Genomic DNA, 16,103 nt, shown 5'->3' with positions numbered 1-16,103 from the left:
CGGCAAATCGCGGCTGCGTTATTATCGAATGCCTTAGGAGACAGGCTCAACTTTCGATCGCCGGCGTGCGATAACCGCGATGAAGCAACGAGACAATGTTCTGAAACGCGCTGATTGGGTGCATCGGGCTGAACCGATGGAAGGGATCGAACGCATCGAAGCCTTCTTCGAAGGCAAGGCTTATGCGCTGCATCGGCACGATACCTACGCGATCGGCCGCACGCTGGCCGGCGTGCAAACGTTCAACTACCGGCGCGGCATGCGCCACAGCTTGCCCGGCCATACGATGGTGCTTCATCCCGACGAACCGCACGACGGTCAGGCCGGCACGGGTGAAGGCTTTCATTACCGGATGGTTTATATCGAGCCGGCGCTGTTTCAGGACGTCCTCGGCGGCCGGGCGCTGCCGTTCATCGAGGGCGGCGTGACGACGGACGTCCGTTTGTCGATGGCGACCGAGACCCTGCTGCAGCAACCGTCCCATCGCATCGAGCCGCTCGAACGACACGACGCGCTCGCTGAACTGGCGCTTGCGCTCGCGGCGGTGTCCCGCGCGCCGTCGCCGCGCGCCGGCGGAGATTTCGCCAGCGCTCGACTCGCGCGCGACTATCTGCATGCGCACTCGCAACGGGTCGTCACGCTGGAGGAAATCGAAACAGCAACCGGACGGGACCGCTGGAGCCTGTCGCGCGATTTTCGGACGTTCTATGGCACGAGCCCTTACCGCTACCTGACCATGCGCCGGCTCGATGCCGCGCGAGCGATGATGCTGCGTGGCGTCACGCTAACCGACGTGGCCGCAGCCGTCGGCTTCGCCGACCAGAGCCACATGACGCGGCACTTCACGAAGACATACGGCATGCCTCCGGCTCGCTGGCTGCAAATCGCGAAAGGCGTGCGTTAGCGCCGAGCCGGTACGCACGATCGTTCAAGACGGGGTTCGCTGCGAGTCGTATTCTCTGCTTCATGTTCAACAGCAGACGGAGCAGATCATGACGCAGATAATCGGACCCGCGCCCGCGTCGCGTGGTCAGGGCGAGGCAATCAATCTGATCGGGAAGATCGGCCTGATCGACGGTCATTGGCAGCCACGCGTGGTTGCCGAAATGAACGACTATCAGTTCAAGGTGGTGAAGATCGAAGGCGATTTCCTCTGGCATCGGCACGCTGAAACCGATGAAACTTTTATCGTGCTCGCGGGCGAATTGCGGATCGACTTTCGCGACGGTTCCATCCTGCTGCGCGCGGGCGAACTGGCGGTGGTGCCGAAGGGCGTCGAACATAAGCCGTATGCGGAGTCGGAGGTCAAGCTTTTGCTTATCGAGCCGCGGGGTGTTGTCAATACTGGGGATACGGCGAGCGATCGGACGGTGATGAATGATGTGTGGGTTTGATGTGGTGCCGGCGAGGGGGGGTTAGCGGGCGAGTTTCGTAGGGCGCGGCGGCGGCTCGCGCTCAGGAATGTGGGGCTCGCGGGGCAAGCATCTAAAGACGGTGGGCGAACGATCGGGGTTGGCCGGACCAGGGCTGAAGCGAGTCCGATTGTTTGTTGATCGTGGCGAATAGGGCGGTTGGGGGAAACGATCCACAAGGAACGGTCGAGGCAGAGGGAAGCGGACGTTCCCCTCTTCACCAACAATGTCTCAATCGCGATATGAGGCTTCTTCCATCCTTGGCGTGTCGGTATCAGCGATAGCAGCCCGAATGTGCGGTATTTTCTTATTTGATACAATGTACCCTTGTTGACATCATGATGTCAACAAGGGTACATTGCTCAGAATGGCATTTACCTCGGAGGCCCTTTGATCGCAGTTACCGGCGCTACTGGCCAACTGGGCAAACTCGTTATCGACGCTCTTCTGAAGACCGTTCCCGCAGCGGAAATCGTTGCCGTCGTTCGCAGTCCCGCCAGGGCCGATGTCTTGAAAGCCAACGGTGTAACGGTCCGTCAGGGAGACTATGACAACGCGCAGTGCCTCGAGCGGGCCTTTGCCGGCGTGGACAAGCTGCTTCTGATCTCATCCGCCGACACCGGCGAGCGTGTGCATCAGCACCGCAACGTGATTGATGCCACAAATAAGGACAAGGTCGGCCTGATCGCCTATACAAGCTTGCTGCATGCCGACAGTTCGCCGCTCGGCCTTGCCGCTGCGCACAGGGAAACAGAGGCGATGCTCAAGGCAAGCGGTTTGCCATATGTGCTGCTCCGCAACGGCTGGTACACGGAAAACTACCTGGCGTCGCTCTCGTCGGCCCTTCAGCGCAATGCCTTCATCGGCTGCGCCGGCAACGGCCGGATCGCCTCGGCGACCCGTCGCGATTATGCCGAGGCCGCGGCCGCGGTTCTCACATCGGCGGGACAGGCTGGAAAGGTCTACGAACTGGCGGGGGACGAGCCCTACACGCTAGCTGAGCTTGCTGCCGAAGTGGCGCGCCAGACCGGCGGATCCATCGGCTATACGAATTTGCCCGAAGGGGAGTTTCGCACGGCCCTGATCAGGGCCGGTCTGGCCGAACCGGTAGCCAATAAGCTCGTGGAATACGATGTCGCCGCCTCAAAAGGCGCCCTGCATGATGACAGCCACAGCTTGAGCCGTCTGATCGGCCGCTCCACCACATCGCTATACGATGCCGTAGCTCAAGCCCTGAAAGGCTGAAGGCGGTTTTTATGAAATTGAGATGCTTTTCGTAAAAGGATAGGCAAATGCGGGCTGCAGTCGTTCATGCATTTGGATCGCCACCCGTCTTCGGCCATTACGACGAACCAGAGGCGGGTGAGGGTGAGACGGTCGTCAATGTGAGTGTCGCACCGCTTAGCCCGATCGTGAAAAGTCTCGCCGCCGGCAAGCACTACGCCAGTGGTGCCGCGGCCGGTTTTGTGCCGGGGATCGATGGCGTCGGGACCGACGCTGCCGGTCGGCGGGTGTACTTCCTGTTTCCAAAGCCGCCGTTCGGATCCATGGCGGAGAAAACGCTCGTTGCGACGAGTTCCGTCGTTCCCGTGCCAGAGGGCGTCGCCGACGAGCGCGCGGCGGCCGTCGTGACCGCAGGGCTCTCCTCCTGGGTTGCGCTCAGAAGCCGCGCCGAATTTCAAGCAGGCGAAACTGTGCTGATCAATGGGGCAACGGGTTCCGCCGGCGCACTCGCCGTCCAGATCGCGACAAATCTCGGGGCGAGCCGGATTATTGCCACTGGTCGCAACGAGACCAAGCTGGCCTCACTGCCCGAGGCAGTCGATAAGATCCCTCTGGACCAGAATGCGGATGAGGCGCTGCGTCGCGCCTTTTTGGAGGGGGTCGATGTGGTGCTGGACTACCTTTGGGGTGAACCGGCCACTCGCATAATCGCTGCTGCGACGGCCAATCGCGGCTCAAGTGCCGGAGAGCCACGGCTTCGCTACGTCCAGATTGGTTCGATCGCGGGAGAGTCGATTGCGATCAGCGCTCACAGCCTGCGTAGTTCAGGACTGGAGATTCTCGGATGTGGCATCGGAAGCCTCTCGATGAACGAGCTGGTTGCAGGCGCTGGCGAGTTGCTTGCCGCGATACCGGAGGCTGGTTTTGACACGCCGGTTAGAACGTTGCCGCTTTCGGCTGTCGCTGAAGCGTGGGAAGACGGCGCGGACGATTACCGGCTCGTACTGCGTGCCTGAAACCGCCAACCGCGCCCCATTCTTCGGGACGCGATGGCGGTCACCACCGCGCGCGCCAGCGTTGTCGTCAAGGCAGCGAACTGGCCAGTCGCGCCGGTCTAGCGCCTGCCTACATCCGCTTCGCGGCCGTACGCGCCGCTGGGCTCAGCTTTCTCCTCCCGCACCTTCATCTCCTTCGAGTCTCTTCCGCAAGGCCGTCATGACACGGCCGGCGATTTCGATGTCTTCGAAGGTGAATTCGTCCGCGAGTGCGTTCACCTGAGGGTCGTACAGGCTGATGGCGGCGTCGTATGTCCGCTGTCCCTTGTCGGTTAGCACGACGAGTTGCGCGCGGCGGTGATGCGGATTGGGCTCGAAGCTGATAAGCCCTTCCTTACCCAGATCGTTGACGATGCGCTGCACGTTCTGGCGATTGGCGCCGAGATCGCGTGCGAGCCAAGCCACCGGCTGGGGGCGATCCGCCGCCACAATGGCGCCGAGAATCTGCCAGCGGGCGCTTGTTAGTCCAAGAGGAGCGACAAGGCGGTCGCCCCACGCCAATGTAAGATTATTGGCCCGAAACATGCCGAGGATGAGGTCAGTCAGAGCCGTTCCCGCCCGGGTTCGCTTGGTTTTTTTCATTTGGTTACCAGAAATCCAATATGAATCAAAGTTTACCAATTGACAACATGGTGTCAACATAGGAAGCTTCGTATCGTTATCCACTCATCTTCCGGAGTCCAATCATGCCATCCATCCGCCCTCTGGATGCTGCCTTTCCGCTTGAGCGTCAGATCGCCCTCGACGTCTCCCCCGTCATCCTGGTGAATGTGTTCACGTTGGACAGAAGCGACGAGCAGGTATTCCTCCAGGCTTGGCGAGACGACGCGGGGTTCATGAAGCAGCAACCGGGTTTCATTTCGACCCAGCTTCACCGGGCGATCGGCGATAGCCCGGCCTATCTCAACTATGCCGTCTGGGAGACGACCTCCCATTTCCGGGCAGCGTTTACACATCCGGAGTTTCGGGCAAAGCTCTCGACGTATCCGTCCTCGACCGTTGCCAGTCCGCATCTGTTCCAGAAAGTTGCAGTGTCGGGCATCTGCGTCGCATAGCGAAAACAGGTTTGCGGAAAAGGAAGGACACCATGCTCAAAATGATTCATCCAGTTGCCGGCATGCTCGCGATTCTCACGATTGCGGCGTTCTGGATGTCAACGGTTCTTGCGGAACTGTTCGCGTCTCACGCGACCGTTGCTGTAGTCAAAGCGGCCATATGCTGGGGCTTCACGCTACTTGTTCCGGCGCTCGCAGCAACGGGAGGCTCAGGGTTCGCTTCCGCCAGGGGACGGCGACCGATGCTGGTCGACGCGAAGATCAGGCGCACACAGCTGATCGCCGCCAACGGCATTCTGGTGCTCATGCCCGCGGCCTTTTTCCTCGCGGCCAAGGCGAAGGGGGGCGAGTTCGATGCTGTCTTCTATAGCGTTCAGGCTCTCGAGCTTTTTGCGGGAGCTGCAAATATCGCATTGCTCGGCTTGAACATGCGCGATGGTCTGCGAATGAAAGGTCGGTTTCGCCGACGACCAGCGTAAACACGCAAACAGCGATGGAGCGACTTTGGTTGTCAGCGATCCGCGCAGGCGTGTGGAATCGGTGAGATTGGGCGGTCACCGCTCTGTCGCCGATTCGCGGCACGCGACCGACCCGTTGCTGCCTCTCAATTAAAAGTGGCGGGCGTCCGCTTGCCGGCTCGAATGAATCGGTCAGCGATAAAGTAATGTCCTGCTCAATTCTCACGGTCACACACAAACCGCAAGTCGCGATCTTTGCAGACCCTCGACCCCGATACGAAATTCGACGAGACGATAGTCGAACACGTCTTCAACGCCTTAAAGGCCGGACGGCACCGCAAACTGTACGAGAAAGAATTCGACATGCTGCGATGCCGCCGACGCCTACTTGACTTCGAACGTGTAATCGCCGTGGCTGCGATGCCCGTCCGAAGCGACTGCCACCCAGTGCACGATATAGCGCCCGGTCTGCAGAGGAGGCAGTGCAACGGTGATCGCTTCTGGCTGATGCGGGTCGACCAGGGACTTATCGGCGTTGACCTGCTTTCCTGCGGCATTGGTGATCGTGAGCGATGAAAATGCCGGCTCCAGCGGCCCGTCGAAGATGATTTTCACCCCCGACGGTGCAGCAACGCTCGCGCCGGCTCCCGGTTCCTGTTTCTGCGGAAATACGTGTGCAAACGCGGTGTCGGCGAAAACAAGGCCGGCGAAGAAGCCGGCCATGCCCACGATGGCCTGTCTCCGGGTGCTTCGATTCCGGTTCATCGTGGACTCCTTCATCACTGGAACAGCGGTTTGCCGAGTGTTCTCGGCGCGACATCATCGAGGAAGATGTGGGCCTGTACGAGAATGCCCACGTGCGAGCCGCTCGCGCGGTTCACTGGGATCTGCGCTTCGACGCCGAATTGACCGTAGCGGTTGACCCAGATGAAACCAGGGTTGACCGTGCCAGTTGTCTGCCCCTGGCTTCTCGACAACGGAACCTCGACTATCGGAATGATATTCGCAAGCGGTTGCGGCAAACCCAGGTCACGTACATGCTGCTGCAGGTACGGCAGGCTGTACTGGAACGTGAAGCCGTAGTTGAAGGCGTTAGGCTGTCCCGCGCCCGTGGTGAGGGCGGGTGCGGCTTCGGCGGTAAGCGCGATAGGACGCAGGTAGGCCAGCGAATCAGGCAGGTCTCCCATGCCCTTGCCGACATAAACGGTCGGCGAAATGGTCGAGAAGTTGTCGGCAATCGCGCGGCTTCCCGTGCCGCCAAATTCGGCATTGACGCCGACAGACGTCATGAACTCGTGCGCCTCGTTGACGTACAACAGGTACTTCAGGCCGAGACCGAAGTTGTTGAAACCACGGGCGGTCGGGTTGTTTTGCATCTCATAGGAGCCGGTGACCGAGAGGGCCAGCCTTGGTGTGATCAGCTTGTCGTACTCGAAATCAAAGGTATTGATACTCTGATCGCCATCGTCACCGGGCACGCGCTGGTGGCCGTATACAAGGTTGGCTTCGTCGCCTACGCCGGGATCATCCACGGCCATGGTGGCCGGAAAGACGCGGTCGCCCGCAATCGCATGAGCAGATGCGAGCGAGGGGAATAGCAGAAGTGAACTGATGGCAGCCGAAAGGATGGCTGCCGCGAACAGCGGTTTACCGCCGCGCCTTGAAATGGTGTGCATGATTCATTCCTGTTTGAAGTCGTCGTCAGGCCGCCGCCTGTCTGGTGACAGGCGCGCGACACACTGCGATGCGGCTAATGCATCGCGTCGCTAAGACTTGATTCAGAATGACGCTGGCGGGGCGCGGGGCTGGGCAGCGACGAATGGCAGGACGCGCCGGATGCTATCGAACCGGGTTGCAATGCGATGCTGGATTGCCCAGACCACAACGGCAAACGCGACTTGAACGCCTGGCAACGCTGGCATGTGCGCAAGCAGGTTGCAGTATCCGCAGGCCTGCAAGTGGGACGCCAGCGAGTGGGAAGCACCATGGCTATCCGGCGCGTCGTCTGGCGACGATTGCGCGGAGCAAAGCGTGGCGGAAAAAAGAGCCGTCCCATCGCGGCTCGCGGCGAGCGTCTGGGACACGGTCGGCGCGAATGTCGCCATCAGGATCGCCAGCAATCCCAGAAGGCTGCCAATCTTCAGGTGGAAACGCGCGAGCATGGGTCTGGCCGGTTGGGGCGACGCTGTCGTCATGGTGCGCGATTATGGCACCCAGCGTATAAGGCGCGTATGGGGTACATCACATTTGTTGATGGGACGATTCCGCGAGATCAATATCCTGGCGACATGCCGTCGAGACGTACGTCAGCGTTGCCACGCAATGCTCACCGATATCGCCTGCCGGCTACCTCGTCTGATTTTCTCGCATCTGGGAAAGCAATCGGCCGCACCGATCGAGGTCCGGCCCGGGCATTGGCCGTTCGACATCGACCGGACCGACCAGTAGTTCCGCGCAAAGGATCGCGCTCGCCGGCATCGCGAGTGACTGGGGATGTCACAGATCCGCTTCTGTTTGGTTTACCACTGTCGCGCGGAGCCAGACGTTCGACAATGGCCACGGTGCGTTGACGTCCCGCCCGACGAGGCGAAGGCTCTTCTCGATCATTGCCGCTGCATTTCCGATCCGCTTCGTGAGCAGAAGCCAGTCTGGACCACTGCAGCGGTTTGCGCCGGTTCGCTGCCGACGTGCGGCGCCGCAAGTACGCCCGCGGCCGTGCCGTCAGAGAAGCGCGCGTTGTGCGTTTGAGCGTAGCGGTGGTCGCAGCCGGGGCCGACCTCCTGACAACCCTCCCACGGGTCGAACGTGTGGTCAATCCATGCGATTTTGCTGTTCTCGCTCATGACAGGGTTGCCCCTCAACAAGGGCCGCGAGACCTGGGTCGCCCTTTTCGCTGCTGTCGTGGCCACCTGACGGAGGTGTCTGCAGAATGAATCGACTTATTGGTCATCTCGTAGTCGCCGCAAGCTTCTGGTTTTTACCCGACCAGATAGCCACCTGGATGCCCTTCGAAAATGAAGTTACTGTTTACATGTTGTCTTGTGATGGAGAACAGGTAAACGGCATTTGCCGCGGCAACGAAAAGACCGACATCCCGATGACTTACAAGGTTCTGATTGATCAGAATTTCGTGTCGGCTCGGAGGATGAATGATATGAGCCGACCCCAGCGCTTCCCATACTGTCTTGTTGGCGATACGAAGAACTGGTGGTGTCAATGGTCAGAGGACGAAGTTCCAGACTCGCGGTTCGGAATGGTGGCTGGAAAATACGCTGAGATCACGACCTGTATGTCTATTACAACCACTCAGCTTTATCATCAGGTACCGATGTGGCGTTGGTGGATCGTATGGTTGCACGAGAATCTCGCCTGACCGAAGTCAGCCAACCCGGCGCCGACGCCCATGCGCCGCTACAACTGCCTCTCAATCGCAGCCTTATCGATAACCGACCAGACTTCCTGAATTTTCTCTCCGCGAAACTGATAGAAGACGTTTTCTGCGAACGCCACTCGTCTACCTTGCACGGGAAGCCCGAGAAACGTACCGATCGGCGTACAGTCAAAATGCAATCGGCTTGCAATGTGCGGCGGCTCGCAAACGAGGAGCTGAATCTCGAAGCGTAAATCCGGAATTTCGCGGAAATCTCTTTCAAGCATCTCGCGATAGCCCGATAAGCCGATCCGTTGGCCGTTGTATTTCACGTTGTCGCCAACAAAGCGTCCGAGCTTCGACCAGTCCTGCGCGTTAAGGCAGGCAATGTAGCCCCGATAGACTTCCGAAAGATTGGGTTCGCCCATCGCAAGCCCCCGTGCTTTAACGGATCAGCTAAGTGATAACGATCCAGGCCATGACGTCGAACAGCCGGTTCTGGCCGGATTTTACCTTTGCTCGGCCAGCCGGATTTCAGCTCTTTCTGGATGTCTTCGCGACAAATGGCGTGGGTGTGTGCTGAACCTGCTGGCTGCCGCACTTCGGGCAAGCCGGATGAGCGGTTTCATGTTCAGCAAGATGCTCGGCATGTTCGAACATTTCACCGCACTTCTCGCACCTGTACTGGTAAGTCGGCATGGCATTCCTCCAACGAGAATCCCGCACGTCGTGCTGGCCAGATATTGCCGGCGACGGCCCGCAGCCAAGAATAATCCATTCTAGTGCAGGAACGCGCAGGAAACGCCGGCGGACGCGTCTCACGCCGCGCTCAGCGTATGCGCCGCAGGCAACGCCGATATTCCCGTTCACGACCTGTCGCCGCAATATCCATGAGCTGAACGGACCGTGCCCGCGTCTCACCTCACCTGCGCCGTCTAGCCCGCAGTAGTGGCCTCCGCCACAAACTCGACGTACGTGCGCAAGGGCCGCCCCAGAATCGCCTGCAAGCGATCCACCGCGTCCTGCGCGCCATGCATCCCGAACTTCTGGATGCCGCCCATCATCAGGCGCATGTCGTACGCGAGCCAGGCGGGACCCCACGAGGCCATCTGCGCCTCGAACGCCGCCACGTCATCGCCCCCGTAAGTCACCTCGCGTCCCAGCGCGGAACTCCAGATCCGCGCCGCTGACGCGCCCGTCAATGCATCCGGGCCGACCAGTTCCAACGTGGTTCGCGCAAGCGGAGCGGGAGCCCGGTCACGGCGCAGGAGTTCCGCGACGGCGACGTCCGCGATATCTCGCGTATCGACCATCGCGACGCCGGCCGAGCCGATCGGCATCGGATAGACGCCATGGTTTTGGATCACCTGCTGGACCATCTGCTCGTTCTGCATGAAATAGGCGGGACGCAGGATGGTCGCCGGAACATCGAGGCTCTCGATCATGCGCTCGACGGTGTGCTTGCTCGTGAAGTGCGGCACGTTCGTGTACTTGTCCGCATGGATCACCGACAGATACACGATGCGCTCGATGCCGGCCTCGCGAGCCAGGTTCAGCGCGATAAGGCCTTGTGTCAACTCGTCGGGCGTGACGGCGTTCAGCAGGAATAGCGTTCGCACCGACGACAGCGCCGCGCGCATCGAGGGTACGTCCGTCAGGTCGCCGACCACTTCGGTGACGCCCGCGGGGAAGCTCCGCTTGCCCTGCTGGCGAACGAGCGCCTTGACCTCGGCGCCAGCGTCGGCCAGGCGTTGAACGATGAGAGAACCAATGGTGCCATTCGCACCGGTAACCAGAATGCTCATGTGAATCTCCAGAAAGGAATGGATTAGCGCGAGAAGTCCGCCACGACCTCGCCGCTGCGGAAGTCGTTTGCGCTCTCTATCGAGTTGCGGTAACGAGAAGATAAGCTGTTGCACTCTTAAAACGAAGACGTGAAAATGTAGACACCTTGTTTCAAAAGTGAAACACCATGGATCTGAACGCTCTGGCCGACTTCGCGCTTGTCGCAATACATGGAGGACTGGGAAAGGCAAGCCGTGCAAGTGGCAAGTCGAAGGCGACGCTGTCCCGGCGCATTGCCGATCTGGAAGAGCAACTCGGCGTGCGGCTCATCGAGCGCGGCGTCCGCGGGCTGAAACTCACGGAAGCCGGCGAGATGCTGATGGCTCGAACCGAAGGGCCGATGTACGAGGTGGCCGAAGCCATGACCGCGGCCAGGGAGGGACTGTCGGCGCCGCGCGGACGCTTGCGTGTCGCAGCGCCGATGCTGTTCTCGCAGCTCGCGATGGGGCGGATTTGCGCCGGGTTCTGTGCGGCCTATCCGGAGATCACGATCGAACTGGTGGCTGAGGATCGCGTCGTCGACCTCGTCGAGGAGCAGTTCGATGTCGCGATCCGGATCAATCCGAGCCCGGATAGCAGTCTGGTGGGCCGGTGCTTCGCCAAGGACCGGCTCGTCGTGGTGGCCGCGCCCTCGGTACCCATTCCCGACCCGGGCGCGGTCAGCGCGGTTCCCGGCATCGTGTTTTCGAACTTCGAACCCACCAACTGGATCCTCGACGACGGGCGCCTGGTTTTGCAACCCGTCCCAAGGCTCAGACTTTCCTCGTTCCTCATGATCCGCGACGCGGCTGTCGCGGGCGGAGGCGCTGCCCTGCTGCCACAGTCGATTGCATGGAGCCAGCTTAGTCGGGGGGAGTTGGTCCAGTGGGGCACGGTTTCGGGGGTGGAAGCCGCGCTATGGGTCTTGCACACCTCGCGGCGTCTTTCTTCGCCGAAGGTTCGTGCTTTTGTCGACTTCATGTGCGATCAATTCCCGGAAGCGTCGCTCGTGCTGAAGGGATAGAAGGCAACCAACGTACAACGGCCATTCCCGCCATCGCGGATTGCGCATCGGCTCGCCCTGAATGTCCAGCGTCGATCTCGAACGACGCGGCCTGCCGCTCAGCGATCGTTGATCGTTTCGTGCTCCGCCGGCATCAAAATCTCGAGCAATTCGCAATCATCTGACCAGCCGACAACGGTATGGCGGATGCCCGGTGGCTGAACCCAGCATGATCCGGCCACGAGCCGTTGCGGCCCAATGCCTTCGAAGTCGGTTTCAAACCAACCCTTCAGACAGTAGACCCACTGGAATTGCACGTTGTGATGATGCCGCACGCTGAGTTCCGGACGGAACGGAGCGATCATGCGGATCACGTGCGCCTTGACGAGCCCATTCGTTGCCGCCGCGACGCCGAGGTCTCGATAAGCGGAATAGTCGCGCAGGCCGCCGGTCTTGAAGTCGGTCTCGGCGTCATGGCTGATAACGAAGCGCTGTGGCGCGTCGGGAAGTGGATGTTCCATGCGCTTCTCCCAAGGATCGTCAGAAGAGAATGAAACGGCGAATGGGTCCGAAAAGCAATCGGTAGCGTCACGCACGTAAAGCGCGCACGCCATGCCAACCTGCGAGCGCGGCAATGTAATGTTCTTGTGCCTGAATTAGTCCCAGCAAAGTACTCGGTCGCCATTGGAGTCACCTCCGCAACTCGCATAAGCGGCCATCGCGAATCGGCCGAAGCTGCCGCTCGGCATCGCCACAAGCGGCGTCGCAGACGGGGGATTTGTCCGAAGGCGACTGTAAAAGAGGTCTTCCAATAAACCTATACTGGGTCATGAAATATAGGCGACGGAAATTAAATTATCCGTAGCAAATCCCGTAAATACAAGCATCTATATTTTTAATACAAAAAGGAGGAGACCAGCAATTCGCGTTATTTAGATTATCACCAGCCTTTTATTCATTCCGACAGCAGTGTCGACGACTGTGCGTTGCCTATCGCTAGGCCGCAGGGAAAAGCTTTGACGAATTTCGCAAGCGCAGAAAGCAACATAGATTGGAAGTTGAGCACAATACATGACTTTCCATTTTCATTTTCGAGTGAGGTTGAAATGAAAAAAGTGATAGTAGCAGCGGCTCTTTCCGTTGTCGCGGCTTCAGCCTTAGCAGCGTTTTTCTTCAGTGCGGACGCGAGTGTCGGTTCCAACGGAGCACTGACCGTGGCCTTTGACGAACGCGGGCTGGGCAACGCCGATGTCAGCTATACCCTGACGGCGAGCGGTACCGCCGTGTATGCCTGCATCAATGGCGGCGGCAACCATCCCCAGTCCACCAACAAGGTGGGCCCATCGCCTATCAGCGCCAGTCTCACAAACGTAAAAGTGAAGAATGGCCGTGTCGTATCCAGCATCACAGTAGAGCCGCCGGGGCCGGGAAGCTTTTCTTGCCCATCCGGACAGAGTTCAGTGCTGGCGTGCGTAAGCTACACCGATGTCCTGCTTACCGATACGACAAATAACCTCGAAGTCGTTCCGACCGGAACAACCAGCAGGACATTTATAAGCGCCAAGGGAATCAGTTGCGCTTGATGCTATCCGACCTGCCAACCTAAATGCAAACACAAAATTCAGACGTAGGGGACCGCCGAACTTCAACCGAATCTTTGGTCAGAATTGGGTCTATACCAGCGCAATGGGATTCACTAATTGATTTGTTCTGCGTCGTTCAAAACAGGAATGTAAATCCGAATCCATACGAGGACACGCTCCTGGCAAAACGGGGTGCTACGCGACCGGCCGGGAGCATGATGAAGTGAATGGGATCTGCCCAATCTTCTGCGCCCTGGCGGCGTCGTCTGCGCCAGGGTTCTCCGTCCTGCCCATCCCTTACTCCCTGGATGAATCGCAGCCGCTTCCCCGCCTAACAGGCTGCTGAAGTATCGGCGGTAATGTCATCGCTGAAGGCCCCTGAAGCGTTGATGGAAGACCCCCACTTGCCCCTTGGAGATCATGCGCGGCGCCGACACATTCACCGAGAGTTTGTTTTCCATGCGCAAGCTGGACGACTTCGTTCCGAAGTCGCATCCGTTGCGTTCGATCCGGGTGATGGCGAACGAAGCACTGGTGAAGATGGATCGGTTGTTTGCCGGGATGTACGAGGCCGACCTCAAGGGTGGGCGGCCGAGCATCGCGCCGGAGAAGTTGCTGCGAGCCATGCTGATCCAGGTGCTCTACAGCATCCGCTCGGAGCGCCAATTGATGGATCAGGTGCAATACAACCTGCTGTTTCGCTGGTTCATCGGCCTGGCGATGGATGACGAGGTTTGGGTACCGACGGTCTTCACGAAGAACCGCGAACGCCTGATCAAGCATGATGCGGTGATCGAATTCTTCAACGAAGTGGTGGCGATCGCTGAGAAGAAGTGCCTGCTCTCGGGAGAGCACTTCAGCGTGGACGGCACGCTGATCCAGGCGTGGGCGGGGCACAAGAGCTTCGTGCCCAAGGACAGTGACGATCAGGACAGCGACGGCGGCAACGCAGGCGACTTTAAAGGCGAGAAGCGCAGCAACGAGACGCATGAGTCCCGGACCGATCCCGATGCACGGCTCTATCGCAAAGGCAATACGGCCAGCGAATTGCGTTACATGGGCCACACGCTGACCGACAATCGACATGGTCTGGTGGTCAACGCGTGCGTGACGCGCGCTGACGGGCACGCCGAGCGCGAAGCGGCCAAGGTCATGATCAACGACGCGCGGCAAGCGGCAGAAGATGCGAGCGCAGAAATCACGCTGGGCGCAGACAAGGGTTACGACGCACAGGAATTCATCGAGGCGTGCCAGCAGATGAAGGTCACACCGCACGTTGCGCAAAACACCTCGGGGCGGCGTTCATCCGTGCCCGATACCATTGCCTCGAGCGTGGGCTACGCCATTTCGCAGCAAAAGCGCAAGTTGATCGAACAAGGCTTCGGGTGGGCCAAGACCGTGGGGCGCATGCGCCAGGTGGTGGTGCGCGGGTTGAAGAAAGTGGACCAGATGTTCGTGTTGAACATGGCTGCCTACAACCTCGTGCGCATGCGCTCACTGACACAAGTCCGTCTGTAGCAGCGAAAAACGCGGCAATGAAGCCAGAAATTGGCCTCAAACTGCCGAACAAGCGTGGAATTCACGTTGAAATTGCACAATGCGATAAACCTTGTGGCGAGAGCCGCGTAAGTGCAGAAAGGCTGCTTCTGTCGGACTGTATTTCAGCAGCCTGCTAACCCACCACCGCCCCCGCCACCCGCACTCCCTCGCGAACCCCCGCCCCCTGTTCCCCCAGATCCCAAAACAACCCCGCCATGATCTGCAACGCCTGCCGCGCAACGCTACCCAGCAAATGCTCATTCGGCGCATGCTGCGAGCACGCGGCATACGAATGCGGCACCCACAGCGTCGGCAAACCGAGAATCTCCGCGAACACGTCGTTCGGCAGCGACCCGCCCAGGTTAGGCAAAAGCGCCGGCTCCTCCCCTGTGGTCGCCTGAATCGAGGCGAGTCCCCAGCGCACCCACGGATCGTCGGGATCGAGCCGCGTCGCCTGCATCGGCGTGCCGCTCGTCGTGACCTCGATATCGGTGAAACCGTGCATGTCCAGGTGCTCGCGAATGTGCCGCAGCAGGTTTTCGCTATCGCTGCCGACCACGTAGCGCAATTGACAGTGCGCGAACGCATAGCCCGGAATCGCATTGACCGGCGACTCGGGATTGCCGGTCTTGAACGCCAGCACTTCGAGCGCGTTCCAACCGATCAGCCGCTCGACGGGCGAGAGTCCCGGCTCGCCCCAGTTCGGATCGATCTCGGGATCGTTCGGACCGCCGCCGACCTCGATCGAGCGCAGCGCGTCACGCACGCTTTGCGGCAGCGATTCCGGCAGCAGCGTCTTGACGAGAATCCGCCCGTGCGCGTCGACCATCGTGGCGAGCGCGTTGGCGAGGCGGATGCCGGGGCTGCGCAGGAGGCCGCCCCAATTGCCCGAATGATGCGCGCCCTCGCGCAATTCCAGCCGCATCGTGAAGTTGAAATTGCCGCGCGAGCCGAGGAAGATCGTCGGCCGCGACGCCGCCACGCGCGGACCATCCGACGCGATGAACAGGTCCGCCGCGAGCGCCTCGCGATGGTCGGCGCACACGCTCGCGAGGCCGGGCGAGCCGGTTTCCTCGCCCATTTCGATGATCGCCTTGACGTTGTAGCCGAGCCGGCCGCCGCGCGCGTCGATCACCTGCGCGAGCGCGGCGAGGTTGATCGTGTGCTGCCCCTTGTTGTCGGCCGTGCCGCGTCCATACCAGCGGTCGCCGTCCACGACGATACGCCACGGGTCGAGCCCCGCGCGCCACTGCGCGTCGTAACCGGGGACCACGTCGCCGTGTCCATAGGTCAGCACGGTCAGCGCCGACGGGTCCTCGATTCTTTCGGCGATCAGAAACGGGCTCTTGTCCGGAATCGGGTTGTCGACGATCTGCCAGGTGAAACCGAGCGCCTCGAGTTCCGGGACCATCTGCTCATGCAGGTACGCGTAGAGTGCAGGCCGGCTCGACGCCAGTTGGCTTTCCGTATGCAGCGCGACGCGTTCGGCCAGTACGTGCATGAAGCGGCCGTCGTCGAAATAGGAGGTAGCCATGTCGATGGCGTGGCTGCGGTTCATCGTGTCGATCTCCAGGAAAAAG

The 16,103-nt window shown here is 60.2% G+C and carries 20 protein-coding genes and 1 pseudogene; 11 read left to right on the top strand and 10 right to left on the bottom strand.

Annotated elements, in window-relative coordinates; translation table 11 throughout:
- Nucleotides 1-79 precede the first annotated feature (79 nt).
- From CUJ90_RS21405 to CUJ90_RS21390, 4 genes are all read left to right on the top strand, one after another.
- Entirely contained in the window at nt 80-904 is an 825-nt protein-coding gene (locus tag CUJ90_RS21405) for an AraC family transcriptional regulator (RefSeq protein WP_114163878.1), read from the top strand.
- A gap of 88 nt (nt 905-992) precedes the next feature.
- The gene (locus CUJ90_RS21400) at nt 993-1,394 is read left to right on the top strand and encodes a cupin domain-containing protein (RefSeq protein WP_083082691.1); all 402 of its coding nucleotides are present in this window, start codon (nt 993-995) and stop codon (nt 1,392-1,394) included.
- Nucleotides 1,395-1,802: 408 nt separating this feature from the next.
- Nucleotides 1,803-2,657: an SDR family oxidoreductase gene (locus tag CUJ90_RS21395; RefSeq protein ID WP_114163877.1), complete on the top strand. Its 855-nt coding sequence runs from the start codon at nt 1,803-1,805 to the stop codon at nt 2,655-2,657.
- Between the two features lie 47 nt (nt 2,658-2,704).
- On the top strand, nt 2,705-3,652 hold the full coding sequence (locus CUJ90_RS21390; RefSeq protein WP_073430403.1) for a quinone oxidoreductase family protein: 948 nt from the start codon (nt 2,705-2,707) through the stop codon (nt 3,650-3,652).
- 144 nt (nt 3,653-3,796) lie between these two features.
- On the opposite strand, the gene CUJ90_RS21385 is transcribed toward CUJ90_RS21390, so the two are convergent.
- Nucleotides 3,797-4,273 (bottom strand): MarR family winged helix-turn-helix transcriptional regulator, encoded by a 477-nt coding sequence (locus tag CUJ90_RS21385; RefSeq protein ID WP_073430402.1) that lies wholly within the window; start codon nt 4,271-4,273, stop codon nt 3,797-3,799.
- Nucleotides 4,274-4,377: 104 nt separating this feature from the next.
- Here CUJ90_RS21385 and CUJ90_RS21380 point away from each other — a divergent pair, with 104 nt between their 5' ends.
- Together CUJ90_RS21380 and CUJ90_RS21375 are read left to right on the top strand one after the other, a co-directional pair.
- The gene (locus tag CUJ90_RS21380; RefSeq protein ID WP_073430401.1) at nt 4,378-4,746 is read left to right on the top strand and encodes an antibiotic biosynthesis monooxygenase family protein; all 369 of its coding nucleotides are present in this window, start codon (nt 4,378-4,380) and stop codon (nt 4,744-4,746) included.
- Between the two features lie 32 nt (nt 4,747-4,778).
- Nucleotides 4,779-5,225: a hypothetical protein gene (locus CUJ90_RS21375; protein ID WP_073430400.1), complete on the top strand. Its 447-nt coding sequence runs from the start codon at nt 4,779-4,781 to the stop codon at nt 5,223-5,225.
- Between the two features lie 363 nt (nt 5,226-5,588).
- Here CUJ90_RS21375 and CUJ90_RS21370 read toward each other — a convergent pair whose 3' ends face one another.
- The 3 genes from CUJ90_RS21370 to CUJ90_RS21360 all read right to left on the bottom strand — a co-directional run bounded on the left by CUJ90_RS21370 (nt 5,589) and on the right by CUJ90_RS21360 (nt 7,366).
- Nucleotides 5,589-5,927 carry a copper resistance CopC family protein gene (locus tag CUJ90_RS21370; RefSeq protein WP_227470623.1) on the bottom strand — a complete coding sequence of 113 codons (339 nt, stop codon included), beginning with the start codon at nt 5,925-5,927 and terminating at the stop codon, nt 5,589-5,591.
- Between the two features lie 56 nt (nt 5,928-5,983).
- The gene (locus tag CUJ90_RS21365) at nt 5,984-6,880 is read right to left on the bottom strand and encodes a hypothetical protein (protein ID WP_073430398.1); all 897 of its coding nucleotides are present in this window, start codon (nt 6,878-6,880) and stop codon (nt 5,984-5,986) included.
- A gap of 102 nt (nt 6,881-6,982) precedes the next feature.
- On the bottom strand, nt 6,983-7,366 hold the full coding sequence (locus tag CUJ90_RS21360; RefSeq protein ID WP_083082686.1) for a DUF2946 domain-containing protein: 384 nt from the start codon (nt 7,364-7,366) through the stop codon (nt 6,983-6,985).
- Between CUJ90_RS21360 and CUJ90_RS32880 the strand changes: the two genes are divergently transcribed.
- Entirely contained in the window at nt 7,365-7,652 is a 288-nt protein-coding gene (locus CUJ90_RS32880) for a hypothetical protein (protein WP_167449677.1), read from the top strand. The two genes, CUJ90_RS21360 and CUJ90_RS32880, sit on opposite strands and share 2 nt — an antisense overlap.
- Here CUJ90_RS32880 and CUJ90_RS21355 read toward each other — a convergent pair.
- Nucleotides 7,629-8,047 (bottom strand): annotated as a pseudogene (locus tag CUJ90_RS21355) (DUF5131 family protein); the annotation flags it as partial. The gene CUJ90_RS32880 and the pseudogene CUJ90_RS21355 sit on opposite strands and share 24 nt — an antisense overlap.
- A gap of 86 nt (nt 8,048-8,133) precedes the next feature.
- Between CUJ90_RS21355 and CUJ90_RS21350 the strand changes: the two are divergent.
- Nucleotides 8,134-8,577: a hypothetical protein gene (locus CUJ90_RS21350; RefSeq protein ID WP_083082685.1), complete on the top strand. Its 444-nt coding sequence runs from the start codon at nt 8,134-8,136 to the stop codon at nt 8,575-8,577.
- Between the two features lie 38 nt (nt 8,578-8,615).
- Here CUJ90_RS21350 and CUJ90_RS21345 read toward each other — a convergent pair whose 3' ends face one another.
- The 3 genes from CUJ90_RS21345 to CUJ90_RS21335 form a co-directional block, all read right to left on the bottom strand.
- A complete protein-coding gene (locus CUJ90_RS21345; protein WP_114163876.1) occupies nt 8,616-9,002 on the bottom strand; it encodes an ester cyclase in 387 nt (128 codons plus the stop codon).
- A 106-nt stretch (nt 9,003-9,108) separates the two neighbouring features.
- Nucleotides 9,109-9,273: an FmdB family zinc ribbon protein gene (locus CUJ90_RS21340; RefSeq protein ID WP_073430801.1), complete on the bottom strand. Its 165-nt coding sequence runs from the start codon at nt 9,271-9,273 to the stop codon at nt 9,109-9,111.
- A 236-nt stretch (nt 9,274-9,509) separates the two neighbouring features.
- Nucleotides 9,510-10,379 (bottom strand): NmrA/HSCARG family protein, encoded by an 870-nt coding sequence (locus tag CUJ90_RS21335; protein WP_073430802.1) that lies wholly within the window; start codon nt 10,377-10,379, stop codon nt 9,510-9,512.
- A gap of 167 nt (nt 10,380-10,546) precedes the next feature.
- Here CUJ90_RS21335 and CUJ90_RS21330 point away from each other — a divergent pair, with 167 nt between their 5' ends.
- Nucleotides 10,547-11,422: a LysR family transcriptional regulator gene (locus CUJ90_RS21330; protein WP_114163875.1), complete on the top strand. Its 876-nt coding sequence runs from the start codon at nt 10,547-10,549 to the stop codon at nt 11,420-11,422.
- A 98-nt stretch (nt 11,423-11,520) separates the two neighbouring features.
- Here CUJ90_RS21330 and CUJ90_RS21325 read toward each other — a convergent pair whose 3' ends face one another.
- The gene (locus CUJ90_RS21325; RefSeq protein WP_244220105.1) at nt 11,521-11,997 is read right to left on the bottom strand and encodes a cupin domain-containing protein; all 477 of its coding nucleotides are present in this window, start codon (nt 11,995-11,997) and stop codon (nt 11,521-11,523) included.
- Nucleotides 11,998-12,417: 420 nt separating this feature from the next.
- On the opposite strand from CUJ90_RS21325, the gene CUJ90_RS32455 reads away from it, so the two are divergent.
- Nucleotides 12,418-12,984: a hypothetical protein gene (locus CUJ90_RS32455; RefSeq protein WP_152035372.1), complete on the top strand. Its 567-nt coding sequence runs from the start codon at nt 12,418-12,420 to the stop codon at nt 12,982-12,984.
- Nucleotides 12,985-13,404: 420 nt separating this feature from the next.
- Nucleotides 13,405-14,502 carry an IS5 family transposase gene (locus tag CUJ90_RS21320; protein ID WP_073432981.1) on the top strand — a complete coding sequence of 366 codons (1,098 nt, stop codon included), beginning with the start codon at nt 13,405-13,407 and terminating at the stop codon, nt 14,500-14,502.
- Nucleotides 14,503-14,656: 154 nt separating this feature from the next.
- Here the strand turns inward: CUJ90_RS21320 and CUJ90_RS21315 are convergent, their stop codons facing one another.
- Entirely contained in the window at nt 14,657-16,081 is a 1,425-nt protein-coding gene (locus tag CUJ90_RS21315; RefSeq protein WP_114163874.1) for a M20 family metallopeptidase, read from the bottom strand.
- Nucleotides 16,082-16,103: the final 22 nt, after the last annotated feature.

The organism is Paraburkholderia terricola (assembly GCF_003330825.1).
GTDB classification, from domain to species: domain Bacteria; phylum Pseudomonadota; class Gammaproteobacteria; order Burkholderiales; family Burkholderiaceae; genus Paraburkholderia; species Paraburkholderia terricola.
This window is presented reverse-complemented; position numbering and strand designations above follow the sequence as displayed.

What these genes read in the sequence shown, in the direction of transcription:
- CUJ90_RS21405 (WP_114163878.1), top strand. Translation starts at nt 80, where the DNA reads ATGAAGCAACGAGACAATGTTCTGAAACGCGCTGATTGGGTGCATCGG.
- CUJ90_RS21400 (WP_083082691.1), top strand. Translation starts at nt 993, where the DNA reads ATGACGCAGATAATCGGACCCGCGCCCGCGTCGCGTGGTCAGGGCGAG.
- CUJ90_RS21390 (WP_073430403.1), top strand. Translation starts at nt 2,705, where the DNA reads ATGCGGGCTGCAGTCGTTCATGCATTTGGATCGCCACCCGTCTTCGGC.
- CUJ90_RS21385 (WP_073430402.1), bottom strand. Translation starts at nt 4,273, where the DNA reads ATGAAAAAAACCAAGCGAACCCGGGCGGGAACGGCTCTGACTGACCTC.
- CUJ90_RS21380 (WP_073430401.1), top strand. Translation starts at nt 4,378, where the DNA reads ATGCCATCCATCCGCCCTCTGGATGCTGCCTTTCCGCTTGAGCGTCAG.
- CUJ90_RS21375 (WP_073430400.1), top strand. Translation starts at nt 4,779, where the DNA reads ATGCTCAAAATGATTCATCCAGTTGCCGGCATGCTCGCGATTCTCACG.
- CUJ90_RS21370 (WP_227470623.1), bottom strand. Translation starts at nt 5,927, where the DNA reads ATGGCCGGCTTCTTCGCCGGCCTTGTTTTCGCCGACACCGCGTTTGCA.
- CUJ90_RS21365 (WP_073430398.1), bottom strand. Translation starts at nt 6,880, where the DNA reads ATGCACACCATTTCAAGGCGCGGCGGTAAACCGCTGTTCGCGGCAGCC.
- CUJ90_RS32880 (WP_167449677.1), top strand. Translation starts at nt 7,365, where the DNA reads ATGGGTCTGGCCGGTTGGGGCGACGCTGTCGTCATGGTGCGCGATTAT.
- CUJ90_RS21360 (WP_083082686.1), bottom strand. Translation starts at nt 7,366, where the DNA reads ATGCTCGCGCGTTTCCACCTGAAGATTGGCAGCCTTCTGGGATTGCTG.
- CUJ90_RS21350 (WP_083082685.1), top strand. Translation starts at nt 8,134, where the DNA reads ATGAATCGACTTATTGGTCATCTCGTAGTCGCCGCAAGCTTCTGGTTT.
- CUJ90_RS21345 (WP_114163876.1), bottom strand. Translation starts at nt 9,002, where the DNA reads ATGGGCGAACCCAATCTTTCGGAAGTCTATCGGGGCTACATTGCCTGC.
- CUJ90_RS21340 (WP_073430801.1), bottom strand. Translation starts at nt 9,273, where the DNA reads ATGCCGACTTACCAGTACAGGTGCGAGAAGTGCGGTGAAATGTTCGAA.
- CUJ90_RS21335 (WP_073430802.1), bottom strand. Translation starts at nt 10,379, where the DNA reads ATGAGCATTCTGGTTACCGGTGCGAATGGCACCATTGGTTCTCTCATC.
- CUJ90_RS21330 (WP_114163875.1), top strand. Translation starts at nt 10,547, where the DNA reads ATGGATCTGAACGCTCTGGCCGACTTCGCGCTTGTCGCAATACATGGA.
- CUJ90_RS21320 (WP_073432981.1), top strand. Translation starts at nt 13,405, where the DNA reads ATGCGCGGCGCCGACACATTCACCGAGAGTTTGTTTTCCATGCGCAAG.
- CUJ90_RS21315 (WP_114163874.1), bottom strand. Translation starts at nt 16,081, where the DNA reads ATGAACCGCAGCCACGCCATCGACATGGCTACCTCCTATTTCGACGAC.